Origin of the sequence: Pseudomonas sp. LAIL14HWK12:I7, assembly GCF_000483465.1 — a bacterium.
Classification (GTDB): Bacteria; Pseudomonadota; Gammaproteobacteria; order Pseudomonadales; family Pseudomonadaceae; genus Aquipseudomonas; species Aquipseudomonas kermanshahensis.
In genome coordinates this window covers 248,219-261,602 of sequence record NZ_AXYZ01000004.1, presented here as the reverse complement: position 1 = coordinate 261,602, position 13,384 = coordinate 248,219, and the positions used below count along the sequence as shown (strand labels likewise).

Annotated in this window: 13 protein-coding genes; 9 read left to right on the top strand and 4 right to left on the bottom strand. The window is 60.8% G+C overall.

Annotation, left to right across the window (positions count from 1 at the left end; all coding sequences use genetic code 11):
- The first annotated feature begins 164 nt into the window (after positions 1 to 164).
- The 4 genes from sucC to D886_RS0105150 all read left to right on the top strand — a co-directional run bounded on the left by sucC (position 165) and on the right by D886_RS0105150 (position 4,997).
- Positions 165 to 1,331 carry an ADP-forming succinate--CoA ligase subunit beta gene (sucC, locus tag D886_RS0105165; protein WP_008091914.1) on the top strand — a complete coding sequence of 389 codons (1,167 nt, stop codon included), beginning with the start codon at positions 165 to 167 and terminating at the stop codon, positions 1,329 to 1,331.
- Positions 1,331 to 2,215: a succinate--CoA ligase subunit alpha gene (gene sucD, locus D886_RS0105160; protein ID WP_003254203.1), complete on the top strand. Its 885-nt coding sequence runs from the start codon at positions 1,331 to 1,333 to the stop codon at positions 2,213 to 2,215. Before sucC ends, sucD begins: the two co-directional genes overlap by 1 nt.
- A 495-nt stretch (positions 2,216 to 2,710) precedes the next feature.
- Positions 2,711 to 4,024, top strand: a complete 1,314-nt coding sequence (gene brnQ, locus D886_RS0105155; protein ID WP_027592871.1) for a branched-chain amino acid transport system II carrier protein — start codon at positions 2,711 to 2,713, stop codon at positions 4,022 to 4,024.
- Positions 4,025 to 4,247: 223 nt separating this feature from the next.
- Entirely contained in the window at positions 4,248 to 4,997 is a 750-nt protein-coding gene (locus D886_RS0105150; RefSeq protein ID WP_027592870.1) for a DUF599 domain-containing protein, read from the top strand.
- Positions 4,998 to 5,064: 67 nt separating this feature from the next.
- Here the strand turns inward: D886_RS0105150 and D886_RS0105145 are convergent, their stop codons facing one another.
- Complete coding sequence (locus tag D886_RS0105145) at positions 5,065 to 5,340, bottom strand: hypothetical protein (RefSeq protein WP_027592869.1); 276 nt, start codon at positions 5,338 to 5,340, stop codon at positions 5,065 to 5,067.
- Between the two features lie 153 nt (positions 5,341 to 5,493).
- On the opposite strand from D886_RS0105145, the gene D886_RS0105140 reads away from it, so the two are divergent.
- From D886_RS0105140 to D886_RS0105125, 4 genes are all read left to right on the top strand, one after another.
- Positions 5,494 to 5,970, top strand: a complete 477-nt coding sequence (locus D886_RS0105140) for a PaaI family thioesterase (protein WP_027592868.1) — start codon at positions 5,494 to 5,496, stop codon at positions 5,968 to 5,970.
- A complete protein-coding gene (locus D886_RS0105135; RefSeq protein WP_027592867.1) occupies positions 5,967 to 6,449 on the top strand; it encodes a PaaI family thioesterase in 483 nt (160 codons plus the stop codon). Before D886_RS0105140 ends, D886_RS0105135 begins: the two co-directional genes overlap by 4 nt.
- 70 nt (positions 6,450 to 6,519) lie before the next feature.
- Complete coding sequence (gene htpG / locus D886_RS0105130; protein ID WP_027592866.1) at positions 6,520 to 8,424, top strand: molecular chaperone HtpG; 1,905 nt, start codon at positions 6,520 to 6,522, stop codon at positions 8,422 to 8,424.
- A gap of 64 nt (positions 8,425 to 8,488) precedes the next feature.
- Complete coding sequence (locus tag D886_RS0105125) at positions 8,489 to 9,214, top strand: dienelactone hydrolase family protein (protein ID WP_027592865.1); 726 nt, start codon at positions 8,489 to 8,491, stop codon at positions 9,212 to 9,214.
- Between the two features lie 229 nt (positions 9,215 to 9,443).
- Here the strand turns inward: D886_RS0105125 and D886_RS0105120 are convergent, their stop codons facing one another.
- A complete protein-coding gene (locus D886_RS0105120) occupies positions 9,444 to 10,307 on the bottom strand; it encodes a pirin family protein (RefSeq protein ID WP_027592864.1) in 864 nt (287 codons plus the stop codon).
- Between the two features lie 115 nt (positions 10,308 to 10,422).
- On the opposite strand from D886_RS0105120, the gene D886_RS0105115 reads away from it, so the two are divergent.
- Entirely contained in the window at positions 10,423 to 11,427 is a 1,005-nt protein-coding gene (locus D886_RS0105115; protein ID WP_027592863.1) for an amidohydrolase family protein, read from the top strand.
- Positions 11,428 to 11,482: 55 nt separating this feature from the next.
- Here D886_RS0105115 and fabB read toward each other — a convergent pair whose 3' ends face one another.
- A complete protein-coding gene (fabB, locus tag D886_RS0105110) occupies positions 11,483 to 12,703 on the bottom strand; it encodes a beta-ketoacyl-ACP synthase I (RefSeq protein ID WP_027592862.1) in 1,221 nt (406 codons plus the stop codon).
- Positions 12,704 to 12,714: 11 nt separating this feature from the next.
- Entirely contained in the window at positions 12,715 to 13,230 is a 516-nt protein-coding gene (fabA, locus tag D886_RS0105105) for a 3-hydroxyacyl-[acyl-carrier-protein] dehydratase FabA (RefSeq protein ID WP_027592861.1), read from the bottom strand.
- Between the last annotated feature and the right edge of the window lie 154 nt (positions 13,231 to 13,384).

Here is a 13,384-nt window from a genome sequence, read left to right as displayed (position 1 = left end):
AACCACGGCGGGCTGCCCGTCGTGAGTCTTGCGTGCATGACTCACCGCGGAAAGTCCGCCGGATCGGACTACACGGGATAACCCGGGGTTAACGGTCACAGGTGGTGCGGCGCCAGCAATGGCGCAGCGCCGAAGCGCAGTACCTAACGAAGACGGTAAAAAGCATGAATCTTCACGAGTATCAGGGTAAGCAGCTGTTCGCTGAATACGGCCTGCCAGTTTCCAAGGGTTTCGCTGTCGATACCCCTGAAGCTGCAGCAGAAGCTTGCGACAAGATCGGCGGTTCCGAGTGGGTTGTTAAAGCCCAGGTTCACGCAGGTGGTCGCGGTAAAGCGGGCGGCGTCAAGCTGGTTCGCAGCAAGGAAGACGCCAAGGCGTTCGCTGCGCAATGGTTGGGCAAGCGCCTGGTAACCTACCAGACCGACGCCAACGGTCAGCCAGTGACCAAGATCCTGGTCGAATCCTGCACTGACATCGCCAAAGAGCTGTACCTGGGCGCTGTAGTCGATCGCTCGAGCCGCCGCATCGTGTTCATGGCCTCCACCGAAGGTGGCGTGGACATCGAGAAAGTCGCTCACGAAACTCCTGAGAAGATCATCAAGGCTACTATCGATCCGCTGGTCGGCGCTCAGCCGTTCCAGGGTCGTGAACTGGCATTCCAGCTGGGTCTGGAAGGCAAGCAAGTTGCACAGTTCGCCAAGATTTTCGTAGGCCTGGCCAAGCTGTTCAAAGAACACGACCTGGCCCTGCTGGAAGTCAACCCGCTGGTCATCAAGGCCGACGGCGACCTGCACTGCCTGGATGCGAAGATCAACATCGACGCAAACGCCATGTACCGTCAGCCTAAGCTGAAAACCTTCCACGACCCGTCGCAGGACGATCCTCGTGAAGCCCACGCTGCCAGCTTCGAGCTGAACTACGTGGCCCTGGAAGGCAACATCGGCTGCATGGTCAACGGTGCCGGCCTGGCCATGGGTACCATGGACATCGTCAACCTGCACGGCGGCAAGCCAGCCAACTTCCTCGACGTAGGTGGTGGTGCTACCAAAGAGCGCGTTACCGAAGCCTTCAAGATCATTCTGTCCGACAGCAATGTCGCGGCCGTTCTGGTCAACATCTTCGGCGGCATCGTTCGCTGCGACATGATTGCCGAAGGCATCATCGGTGCAGTGAAAGAAGTCGGCGTTAAAGTTCCGGTCGTCGTTCGCCTCGAAGGCAACAACGCCGAACTGGGCGCTAAAGTACTGGCAGAAAGCGGTTTGAACATCATTGCGGCAACCAGCCTGACCGACGCTGCTCAACAAGTTGTCAAAGCTGCGGAGGGCAAGTAATGAGCGTCCTGATCAATAAAGACACCAAAGTCATCTGCCAGGGCTTCACCGGCTCGCAGGGTACTTTCCACTCCGAACAAGCCATCGCCTACGGCACCAAGATGGTCGGCGGCGTTACCCCAGGCAAGGGTGGCACCACCCACCTGGGCCTGCCGGTGTTCAACACCGTCAAGGAAGCTGTGGAAGCGACTGGCGCTGATGCTTCGGTCATCTACGTTCCGGCTCCGTTCTGCAAAGACTCGATCCTGGAAGCGGCCTTCGGCGGCATCAAGCTGATCGTCTGCATCACCGAAGGCATTCCTACCCTGGACATGCTGGATGCCAAGGTCAAGTGCGACGAGCTGGGCGTTACCCTGATCGGCCCTAACTGCCCAGGCGTCATCACCCCAGGCGAGTGCAAGATCGGCATCATGCCAGGTCACATTCACTTGCCAGGCAAGGTCGGTATCGTTTCGCGTTCCGGCACCCTGACCTATGAAGCCGTTAAGCAGACCACCGACGCCGGCTTCGGCCAGTCGACCTGCGTCGGCATCGGCGGTGACCCGATCCCAGGCTCCAACTTCATCGACATCCTGAAGCTGTTCCAGGAAGACCCGAAGACCGAAGCGATCGTCATGATCGGTGAGATCGGCGGTTCGGCTGAAGAAGAAGCCGCGGCCTACATCAAGGCCCACGTTACCAAGCCTGTCGTTTCCTACATCGCGGGTGTTACCGCACCTGCGGGCAAGCGCATGGGCCACGCTGGCGCCATCATCTCTGGCGGCAAAGGCACTGCGGACGAGAAGTTCGCTGCGCTGCAGGACGCAGGTGTTAAAACCGTGCGTTCGCTGGCCGACATCGGCAAGGCCCTGGCCGAGCTGACTGGCTGGGAAGCCAAGAAGTAATACGCTTCACCCCCCCACGCGCACAGAGGCCACCTTCGGGTGGCCTTTGTCGTTTACGGGTTGTGGCAATCCACAGCTAGCCGATTCTGTAGGAGCAGCCTTGTGCTGCGAAGAGGCCGGTGCAGCCACCCTTAATCTCTATTGCCCACACTGGCCCCTTCGCAGCACAAGGCTGCTCCTACAAGGGGAGAGGCATGAAGTGGGTTTTTCGATGGGTTTGATAGGGATTTTCACACAGACACTTTCCGCCCCGCTGCGATAATTACCCCGTCCCCGGCCGCACAGACGACAAACACATACGCACATCGGACAAGCAGCACTGTGCCAGTGCGTTTAACTGCTAAAACAGTTAATCTACGCGTTCACTCTGTGCCCGTCCCCCAAAAGGGAACGACACGCTAAACGGGTCTGGCTCACCAAGCCGGGCAGCATTTCCCTCATCCATAGGGAAATCCCCTCTCGAATCCCGATTTCAGCAGTGTGGTACTACCTTAAATGAAAGTTCTAAAAGGCCAGGATATCCTGGCGCTTGGCTTTATGACGTTTGCGCTTTTCGTGGGCGCCGGCAATATCATCTTCCCGCCTATCGTCGGTCTGCAGTCTGGCCCGCACGTGTGGATGGCGGCCCTTGGCTTCCTGGTGACCGCCGTGGGCCTACCCGTCATCACCGTGGTCGCGCTGGCCAAGGTCGGTGGCGGCATGGATGCCCTGAGCAGCCCGATCGGCAAGTTCTTCGGTGGCCTGCTGGCCGCCGTGTGCTACCTGTCGGTTGGCCCGCTGTTCGCGACGCCGCGTACCGCGACCGTGTCGTTCGAGGTCGGTGTGGCGCCGTTGACCGGTGAAAGCCCGTTGGCGTTGTTCATCTACAGCCTGGTGTATTTCATCGTGGTTCTGGCGGTGTCCATGTATCCGGGCAAACTGCTCGATACCGTGGGGCGTTTCCTTGCACCGCTGAAGATCATCGCCTTGGCCGTGCTGGGCATCGCCGCGTTCGCGCTGCCTGCCGGCACCATTGGTGAAGCGCAACCGGCCTATGCCGCCGCGGCGTTTTCCAAGGGCTTCTCCGATGGTTACCTGACCATGGACACCCTGGGCGCGCTGGTCTTCGGTATCGTCATCGTCAATGCGATCCGCTCGCGCGGTGTCGAATCGCCGAAGCTGATCACCCGCTATGCCATCATCGCCGGCCTGATTGCGGGTGTGGGCCTGGCACTGGTGTACATCAGCCTGTTCCGCCTGGGTGCCGGCAGCCACGAAATCGCGGCTGACGCTACCAACGGCGCAGCCGTACTGCATGCCTACGTGCAGCACACCTTCGGTTCGCTGGGCAGCGGCTTCCTGGCCGTGCTGATCGCCCTGGCGTGCCTGGTGACCGCGGTTGGCCTGACCTGCGCGTGCGCCGAGTACTTCAGCCAGATTCTGCCGCTGTCGTACCGCGCACTGGTGGTGATCCTGGCGGGCTTCTCGCTGCTGATTTCCAACCTGGGCTTGACCAAGCTGATCATGTTCTCGATCCCGGTGCTGACGGCGATCTACCCGCCGTGCATCGTGGTGGTGGGCCTGAGCTTCGTGAAGGACCTGTGGAACTCGCCAACGCGCATTCTTGCGCCGGTCATGCTGGTGTCGCTGGTGTTCGGTATTGTCGACGCGATCAAAGGCAGCAGCCTGGCGCATGTCCTGCCGGACGCCGCTGCACACCTGCCGCTGAGCGATCAAGGCCTGGCCTGGCTGGTGCCGTCGGTGGTCACCCTGGCCGCTGCTGTGGTCTGCGACCGCATGCTGGGCAAGCCGCGCGAAGCGCTGGCTTGATAGGTTGAAGCCTGAGGGCGGCACCGGCCACAAGCCGTAGGGTGCCTGCCAGCGGTTCAAACTTGAAAACCCCGCGTCCGAAAGGGCGCGGGGTTTTTGTTTGTGTGCACCGGCGATGGGCTGGGCAGGCAAAAACAATTTGTGACAGCGGTGTGTCTTTCCGGGCTTGCGGGCGTCGAAATGCGGTCTCTACTCTTGTGCACCTGGCTTTCGGGAAACCTGCATGAACTTCATTCAAAGCAATCTCAACAACCTGCTGGCAATCGCCTGGTTTGTCGCCTGCTGGGGCGGCTATACCCGCTATGCCATCTGGAAAGGCCGCGACACCGCCTGCCTGGCCAGCGTGCTGCACTTGTACCGTGAAGACTGGATGCGCCGCATGTTGCTGCGCGACAACCGCATTGCTGACGCCAGCGTGATCGGCAACCTGGAGCGCAATGCCTCGTTTTTTGCCTCCAGCACCCTGATCATTCTTGCTGGTATTCTGACTGTGCTCGGCGCTTCGGACCGGGCGTTGTCGCTGCTGGCTGACCTGCCCTTGGTGCAGCAGGCGTCCCAGGGCATGTCGGAAATCAAGCTGCTGTGCCTGGCGACCGTGTTCGTCTATGCCTTTTTCACCTTCAGCTGGTGCATGCGCCAGTACAACTTTGCAGCCGTGCTGGTCGGCTCTGCGCCAATGATTGGTGAGCGCCTGGTCAATGAACTGGAGCGCAAGGCATTTGCCTCACGGGCGGCGAGGGTGCTGTCGCTGGCGGCCAACCAGTTCAACTTCGGGTTGCGCGCTTATTACTTTGGCATGGCCATGTTGAGCTGGTTTATCAGCCCATGGTTATTTATGGGCATGAGTGTCGGCGTAGTGCTGATTCTGTACCGCCGCGAGTTCCATTCCGATGTGCTGGATGTGATGGTGTACACGCCCACGGAAAGTGCGCCGATTGATACCGCTAAAGAAAGTTCCGTTTCCGGTGCCTGAAACGTTTAATCTTTAAACTGCAGGTACAAAAAAACCCGACATTGTCGGGTTTTTTTGTACGCGCCGATTACTGCTTGGCAGGTTCGGCCGGAGTAGCAGGTGCTGCTTCCGTCGACGGAGCGGCTTCTTCAGCTGCCTTCTGCTGCGCTTCGGCCTGATCTTTGGCGGCTTCGGCGTTTTCCTTGGCGGCTTCGTTCATCTTATCCTGAGCTTCGCCCATCTTTTCCTGGGCTTGCTCAGCGTGTTGCTGCGCGTCCTGGGCTTTATCTTCGCTCGCTTTATCGCAAGCGGCCAGGCCCATGGTAGCAGCCAGCATGAGAGCAAAAGCAAAAGGTTTACGCATGGGGGTGTATCTCCTTGGTGGAATAAGTGACTTGTTCCTTCGAGTGCAACTACGCGGAAGAAGTTCCGCGAAGGTTACAGATATATAACCCCCCGTTCTATATAGACTTTTTAACGTTTTTATGCCGTTGCATCAGCGGCCCGGGAACTTGCGATGAGCGATTCAAGCTTGATGGCCATGGCCGAACGTTTTCTGTCGGCCTTGAAGCATTGTCAGTTGTTGCACATGCGCGTGGCACATGCCGACGCCGACGGCATGACGTTGATCCTGCCGTGGTCGCTTGTGATCGTCGGCAACCCGCAAACCGGCGCGGTGCACGGCGGGGCGCTGACCACGTTGCTGGACACCACCTGCGGCATGGCCACCCTGTGTGCACTGCCGCGATTCGAGGTGTGCCCGACCTTGGACCTGCGCATCGACTACATGCACGCGGCCGAAGCCGGCAAGGACATCTTTGGCCACGCCCAGTGTTATCGGGTTACCCGGGATGTGATCTTCACCCGTGGCAGCGCCTACCAGGACGACCCCGACCGGCCGATCTGCCAGGTGGTAGGCACGTTCATGCGCCTGGGGCCGCAAGTCAAGGGCGGCCTCGGCTTTGGCAACCGGCTCAAGGAAGGTGACGCATGATCCCGCTCGAAATCCGTCAGCAGCTCAATGCGGCCCATGCGGTCGGTGACTACCGGCCCCTGCTGGCGTTGATTCCCTATGCTGGCTTGATCGGCATCGAATGCGAGCGCGAGGGCGAGGACCTGTTGTTTCGCCTGCCCGCCAGTGCAGACAACATTGGTAACCCTTTACTGCCCGCGATCCACGGCGGGGTGATCGCAGGCTTCATGGAGCTTTCCGCAGCGCTGTATCTGCTGATCTTCAGCGAGAGTGCGAGCATTCCGAAGGTCATCGACTTCTCCATCGACTACCTGCGCGCCGGGCATTTTCGCGACACGTATGCCCAGTGCCAGCTGTGGCGCCAGGGGCGGCGGGTGACCAATGTCGCCATCACCGCCTGGCAGGGTGATCGGCAGTCGCCAATTGCCACTGCGCGGGCGCATTTCAAGATCGAACCGGAAAAGCCCTTGAAATCGTCTGGGCAGCCCCCATCTGCATGACATCCGCCATTAACGCAGGCCGAACCGGCTGCCAGGCGCCCACTGTCATCTGATCGGAGTTTTGAAGACCATGAGTGTGGAAACACAAAAGGAAACCCTGGGCTTCCAGACCGAGGTAAAGCAGCTGCTGCACCTCATGATTCACTCGCTGTATTCCAACAAGGAAATCTTCCTGCGTGAGCTGGTTTCCAATGCCTCCGACGCCGCTGACAAGCTGCGCTTCGAGGCCTTGGCCAAGCCGGAACTGCTCGAGGGCGGCGCGGATCTGCGCATTCGGCTGAGCTTCGACAAGGACGCCGGTACGATCACGCTCGACGACAACGGCATCGGCATGAGCCGCGAAGACGTCATCACCCACCTGGGTACCATCGCCAAGTCCGGCACCGCCGACTTCATGAAGAACCTCACCGGTGACCAGAAGAAGGACTCGCACCTGATCGGTCAGTTCGGTGTGGGCTTCTATTCGGCCTTCATCGTGGCTGACAAGGTCGACGTCTATAGCCGTCGTGCTGGCCAGCCAGCCTCCGAGGGTGTGCACTGGTCGTCGAAAGGCGAGGGCGAGTTCGAAGTCGCAACCGTCGACAAGCCAGAGCGCGGTACCCGCATCGTCCTGCACCTGAAGAAGGACGAGCAGGAGTTTGCTGATGGCTGGCGCCTGCGCAACCTGGTCAAGAAGTACTCCGACCACATTGCCCTGCCGATCCAGTTGCCAAAGGAGCAAGCCGCTGCCGAAGGCGAAGAACAGCCCGCCGAGGAATGGGAAACCGTCAACCGCGCCAGCGCCCTGTGGACCCGTCCGCGTACCGAAATCAAGGACGAGGAGTACCAGGAGTTCTACAAGCATATCGGCCATGACTTCGAAAATCCGCTGGCCTGGAGCCACAACAAGGTCGAAGGCAAGCTCGAATACAACTCGCTGCTGTACGTGCCGGCCCGCGCGCCGTTCGACCTGTACCAGCGTGAAGCACCGCGTGGCCTGAAGCTGTATGTGCAGCGCGTGTTCATCATGGACCAGGCTGAGTCGTTCCTGCCGCTGTACCTGCGCTTCATCAAGGGCGTGGTCGACTCCAACGACCTGTCGCTGAACGTGTCGCGCGAGATCCTGCAGAAAGACCCGATCATCGATTCGATGAAGACCGCGCTGACCAAGCGCGTGCTGGACATGCTGGAGAAGCTGGCGAAGAACGAGCCTGAGCAGTACAAGGGCTTCTGGAAAAACTTCGGCCAGGTGCTGAAGGAAGGCCCGGCCGAGGACTTCGCCAACAAAGAGAAGATCGCAGGCCTGCTGCGCTTCGCCTCCACCCATGACGACAGCGGTGAGCAAAGCGTTGCCCTGGCCGACTACCTGGCCCGTGCCAAGGAAGGCCAGGACAAGATCTACTTCCTCACCGGCGAGACCTACGCGCAGGTCAAGAACAGCCCGCACCTGGAGGTCTTCCGCAAGAAAGGCATCGAGGTCCTGCTGCTGACCGACCGTATCGATGAGTGGCTGATGAGCTACCTCAACGAGTTCGACGGCAAGAGCTTCGTCGACGTTGCCCGCGGCGACCTGGACCTGGGCAAGCTGGACTCCGAGGAAGACAAGAAGGCCCAGGAAGAAGTCGCCAAGGACAAAGAAGGCCTGGTCGAGCGTCTGAAAGGCGCGCTGGGTGAAAGCGTTGCCGAGGTGCGTGTTTCCCACCGCCTGACCGACTCGCCGGCTATCCTCGCCATCGGCGAACAGGACCTGGGCCTGCAGATGCGTCAGATCCTCGAAGCCAGCGGGCAGAAGGTGCCGGATTCCAAGCCGATCTTCGAGTTCAACCCGACCCACCCGCTGATCGAGAAGCTGGATAACGAGCAGAGCGAAGACCGCTTCGCCGAGCTGTCGCACATCCTGTTCGATCAGGCGGCCCTGGCGGCCGGTGACAGCTTGAAAGACCCGGCGGCCTACGTTCGTCGCCTGAACAAGCTGCTGGTCGAGCTATCTGCTTGAGTTGATGCAAAGGAAAGCCCGCTTCGGCGGGCTTTTTTCATGGTGAAGCCTTAAGGAGTGCTTGATGAGCAAGGTAATCGTCGAATCGCTGGTTTATCACCTGTCCGGCAAAACGTATGAAAGCCGTCTGGTCCATGAGCCCGGTGCGCTACCTAAGCCTGGCCTGGTGATGGCGCCGAACTGGATGGGTATTGGCGAAGGTGCCGAGCGCATTGCCAAGGAAGTGGCCGAGAAGGGCTATGTGGTGCTGATTGCCGACCTCTATGGGCAGTCGGTGCGGCCGTCCAATGCCGACGAGGCAGGTGCGGCGATGATGCCCCTGAAGAACGACCGCGCCGAGCTGCGCAAGCGCATGAATGAAGCGCTGTCGCAGTTGCTGGCGCAGTCGAAGGCACTGCTGGACCCTGGCAAGGTGGCCACCTTCGGCTTCTGCTTCGGCGGTTGCTGTGCGTTGGAGCTGGCGCGTACGGGCGCCGACCTGAAGGCGGCGGTGTCGTTCCATGGCACGCTGGACACCCCGAATCCTGAAGATGCCAAGCGTATCAAGGGCTCGGTGCTGGTGTTGCATGGCGCAGCGGACCCGCTGGTGCCGAAGGAGCAACTGCCGGCGTTCGAGGAGGAGATGAGCGCGGCCAAGGTCGATTGGCAGCTGCTTAGCTATGGTGGTGCGGTGCACTCGTTCACTGACCCGAATGCCAATGTACCGGGCAAGATGCAGTACGACCGCAAGACATCGGAGCGGGCGTTCCGCTCGATGCACAATCTGCTGACTGAAGTGTTCCAGCGCTGACAGTGCATGGGGGCCGCTGCGCGGCCCTTTCGCCGGCAAGCCGGCTCCCACCCGAACTGTGTAGCCTCCAAGTCTAGCGCCGCACCTGTGGGAGCAACTGTCTTGTGGTGCTTGTCCCGGCCTCTTCGCGGGCAAGCCCGCTCCCACAGGTATCTGCGCAGGCTCAGACCCTGTGAGGACCCTGTGGGAGCTGGCTTGCCAGCGATTGGGCCGCAAAGCGGCCCCCCATTTATCTGGGTAACTCGATCCGCGAGGTCTCCCCCGGTACCGTAGGCCAATCCCCCGCAGCCCACCTCACCCTGGCCTGCTCGATCAAGGCCGGATCGCTCGCCACGAAATTCCAGTTCATCCGCCGCGGCCCATCCAGTGGCTCGCCGCCGATCAACACCAGCTGGCATTCACCCTCTGCATACAATGTCATCTGCTCACCCTCGGGCAGTACCACCAGGCTGCTTGGCTCAACCTCCTCATCATTGAGCATCAACTCGCCATCCAGCAGGTAGAGCGCCCGTTGCACTGGCTCATCAGGTACCCGCAATGCAGTGGCGGGCTGCATCTGCACATGCGCGTAAAGGGTAGGGGAGAGCACGGGCACCGGCGATTCCAGGCAAAAGCCACTGCCCGCAATCATGCAGATGCGCACACCAAGGCTGTCGCTCACCGGCAGGCTAGCCGCCGGGTGATGGCTGTAATGGGGCGTGCCTTGCTCCAGTGCGCGGGGTGACGCCAGCCACACCTGCAGGCCATGCAGGCGCGAGCCGCGGGCACGTGCACCGGCAGGGGTGCGCTCGACATGCGCCACGCCACTGCCTGCCGTCATCCAGCTGACATCGCCCGGCTTCACGTGCTGTTCGGAGCCGAGGCTGTCCTTGTGCAGGATCTCGCCTTCGAACAGGTACGTCAGCGTCGACAGGCCGATATGCGGGTGCTGGCGTATGTCCATGCCATGGCCTGGGGCGTAGTCGGTTTCGAGCATATGGTCGAAGAACACGAACGGGCCGACGCTGCGGCATTGGGCCGAGGGCAGCGGGCGCAAAATCGGCTGGCCCTCGACCGACTCGGCACGTGGGCGGATGACCAGGGGGCTGCTCATGAGGGGCTCCAGGCAGGTTGCAAGTGCTCCAAGCATAGCGGTTTGCCGGGCAGGGCTGAACTGCTGCGCTTGGCGGTCGGTCTACCCTGTTCGAACCAGGAGAAGGAAGCTGCCCATGATCGCCAGAATGCTGGCTGGCGCGTTGTTGTGCGCAGGGGTGTGCCTGTCGGCGCAGGCGCGTGATTACCGCTACAGTGATGCCCACCTGCACTACGTCGACTTTTTCCAGGAGACGGAGGGCATGCCGGCCTTGATCAAGGCCATGGATGAAGCCGGCATCGAGCAGTCGATGATTTCTGGTATTCCGGTGGCCAAGAAATGGCACGAGGACGAACCCAAGCGCCCTCGCTACTACGCCGGGGACGACGCCGATGCCTATTGGTACAGCGCGACCGATACCTACGTGGCGGCAGCGGTGCAAGGGCTGCCCGCAGCGCAGCGCAAGCGCTTTCATCCGTTTCTGACCGGCTTCAACCCGGTGGACAAGAACGCGGTCAGCCATATCGAGCGCATGCTTGATCTCTACCCTGGGCTCTGGCAGGGCATTGGCGAGGTGTTCACCCGCCACGACGACCTGACGGCGTTGACCAGCGGTGACACCCCGCGCGCCAACAACGAGGCCATGACCCGCATCTATCACCTGGCGGCCGAACGGGACTTGCCAGTGCTGCTGCACTCCAACATCACCTCCAAGCGTGAGCGCAACCCACTGTACCTGGCCGAAATCGAAGAGCCGCTGCGCAATCACCCGCACACGCGTTTCATCTGGGCGCATGCTGGCAGCAGCATGGAAATTCATCGGCATCAGACGCAGATGGACTTTCTGCTGCCGGTGCTGACGCGGTTGCTGGAGGATTACCCGAACCTGTATGTCGACCTGTCGTGGAGCGTGCTCGAGCCTTATCTGCTGGATGACAAAGGTGTGCCGCGCAAGGTTTGGGTGGCGTTGGTAGAACGTTACCCGGAGCGGTTCATGCTCGGGTCGGATGTGGTGGGCAAGTTTGGGAGCCTTGGCGAGCAGATGCACGGGTTCAAGCCGTTTCTGGATGCGTTGCCGGAGGCGGTGGCGCACAAGGTGGCCAAGGATAATTTTCTGGCTGTGTTGCCCAAGGCTAGGTAACACAAAAGAAAACGCCCCGAACCAGTCGGGGCGTTTTCATTACTGCTTCAAGGCCTTACTTGCCTTCCCAGCGCTTGAGCACCAGGGTAGCGTTGGTGCCGCCGAAGCCGAAGCTGTTGCTCATGACCGTATCGATCTTGGCGTTTTCTTCGGTTTGACGCAGGATCGGCAGGTCGGCGACTTCCGGGTCCAGCTCGTCAATGTTGGCGGAGCCGGCGATGAAGTTGTTTTCCATCATCAGCAGGCAGTAGATCGCCTCGTGCACGCCAGCGGCGCCCAGCGAGTGGCCCGACAGGCTCTTGGTCGAGCTGATCTTCGGTGCCTTGTCGCCGAACACGGCGCGAACACCTTTGATCTCGGCAACGTCACCGACCGGGGTCGAGGTGCCGTGGGTGTTCAGGTAGTCGATCGGGGTGTCGACGGTGGACAGTGCCTGCTGCATGCAGCGGATGGCGCCTTCGCCGCTTGGGGCAACCATGTCGTAGCCGTCGGAGGTCGCGCCGTAGCCAACGATTTCGGCGTAGATCTTGGCGCCACGGGCCAGAGCATGCTCCAGCTCCTCGACTACCACCATGCCGCCACCGCCTGCGATGACGAAGCCATCACGGTCGTTGTCGTAGGCGCGTGAGGCCAGTTCCGGGGTTTCGTTGCGCTTGGTCGACAGGGCGCCCATGGCATCGAACAGGAACGACTGGCTCCAATGCTCTTCTTCACCACCGCCGGCGAAGACGATGTCTTGCTTGCCCCACTGGATTTGCTCCAGCGCGGTGCCGATGCAGTGTGCACTGGTAGCGCAGGCGGAGGAGATCGAGTAGTTCAGGCCCTTGATCTTGAACGGCGTGGCCAGGCAAGCCGAAACGGTGCTGCCCATGGTGCGGGTAACACGGTATGGGCCGACGCGCTTGACGCCTTTCTCGCGCAGGGTGTCCAGCGCTTCCATCTGGTTCAGGGTCGAGGCGCCGCCGGAGCCGGCAACCAGGCCGGTACGCGGGTTGGAAACCTGCTCTTCAGTCAGGCCGGCGTCCTTGATCGCGTCCTGCATCGCCAGGTAGGCGTAGGCCGCGGCGTGGCCGACGAAGCGGTAGACCTTGCGGTCGATCAGTTCTTCGAGGTTGAGGTCGATCGACCCGGAAACCTGGCTGCGCAGCCCCATTTCCTTGTATTCCGGGTTAAAACGGATACCCGGACGGCTGTTACGCAGGTTTTCGGTGACGGTCTCTTTGTCATTGCCCAGGCACGATACGATGCCCAGACCAGTGATAACGACGCGGCGCATGCGAATAACCCTTAGAAATTGTCAGTGGAGGTGAACACGCCGACCCGCAGGGCTTCGGCGGTGTAGATCTCGCGGCCGTCGACGCTGACCGAGCCATCGGCGATGGCCATGTTCAGCTTGCCCTTCAGGACGCGCTTGATATGAATGTTGTAAGTGACTTTCTTGGCGGTAGGCAATACCTGGCCGAAGAACTTCACTTCACCCGAACCCAGCGCACGGCCGCGGCCCGGCAGGCCTTGCCAGCCGAGGAAGAAACCGACCAGCTGCCACATGGCGTCAAGGCCCAGGCAGCCCGGCATCACCGGGTCGCCTTCGAAGTGGCAGGCGAAGAACCACAGGTCCGGATTGATATCCAGCTCGGCGACCAATTCACCTTTGCCGTACTTGCCGCCTTCTTCGCTGATATGGGTGATGCGATCGACCATCAGCATGTTCGGCGCGGGCAGTTGCGCATTACCTGGGCCGAACAGCTCACCGCGACTGCAGCGCAGCAGGTCTTCCCGAGTAAAGGCGTGTTGTTTGGTCATGCGAGCTCCTCAATAACCCCCTGCGGCAGGGGATGAATCTTCCCGGCCGGCCCGAAAAGCGATGACTCCGGGGCGGCAGCCTACAGGTAGACTATTGCGTTGTGGTGAAAGTCACAGTGCACCTGGCGAAAGAAGTACAGGTGTTCACTGAAAC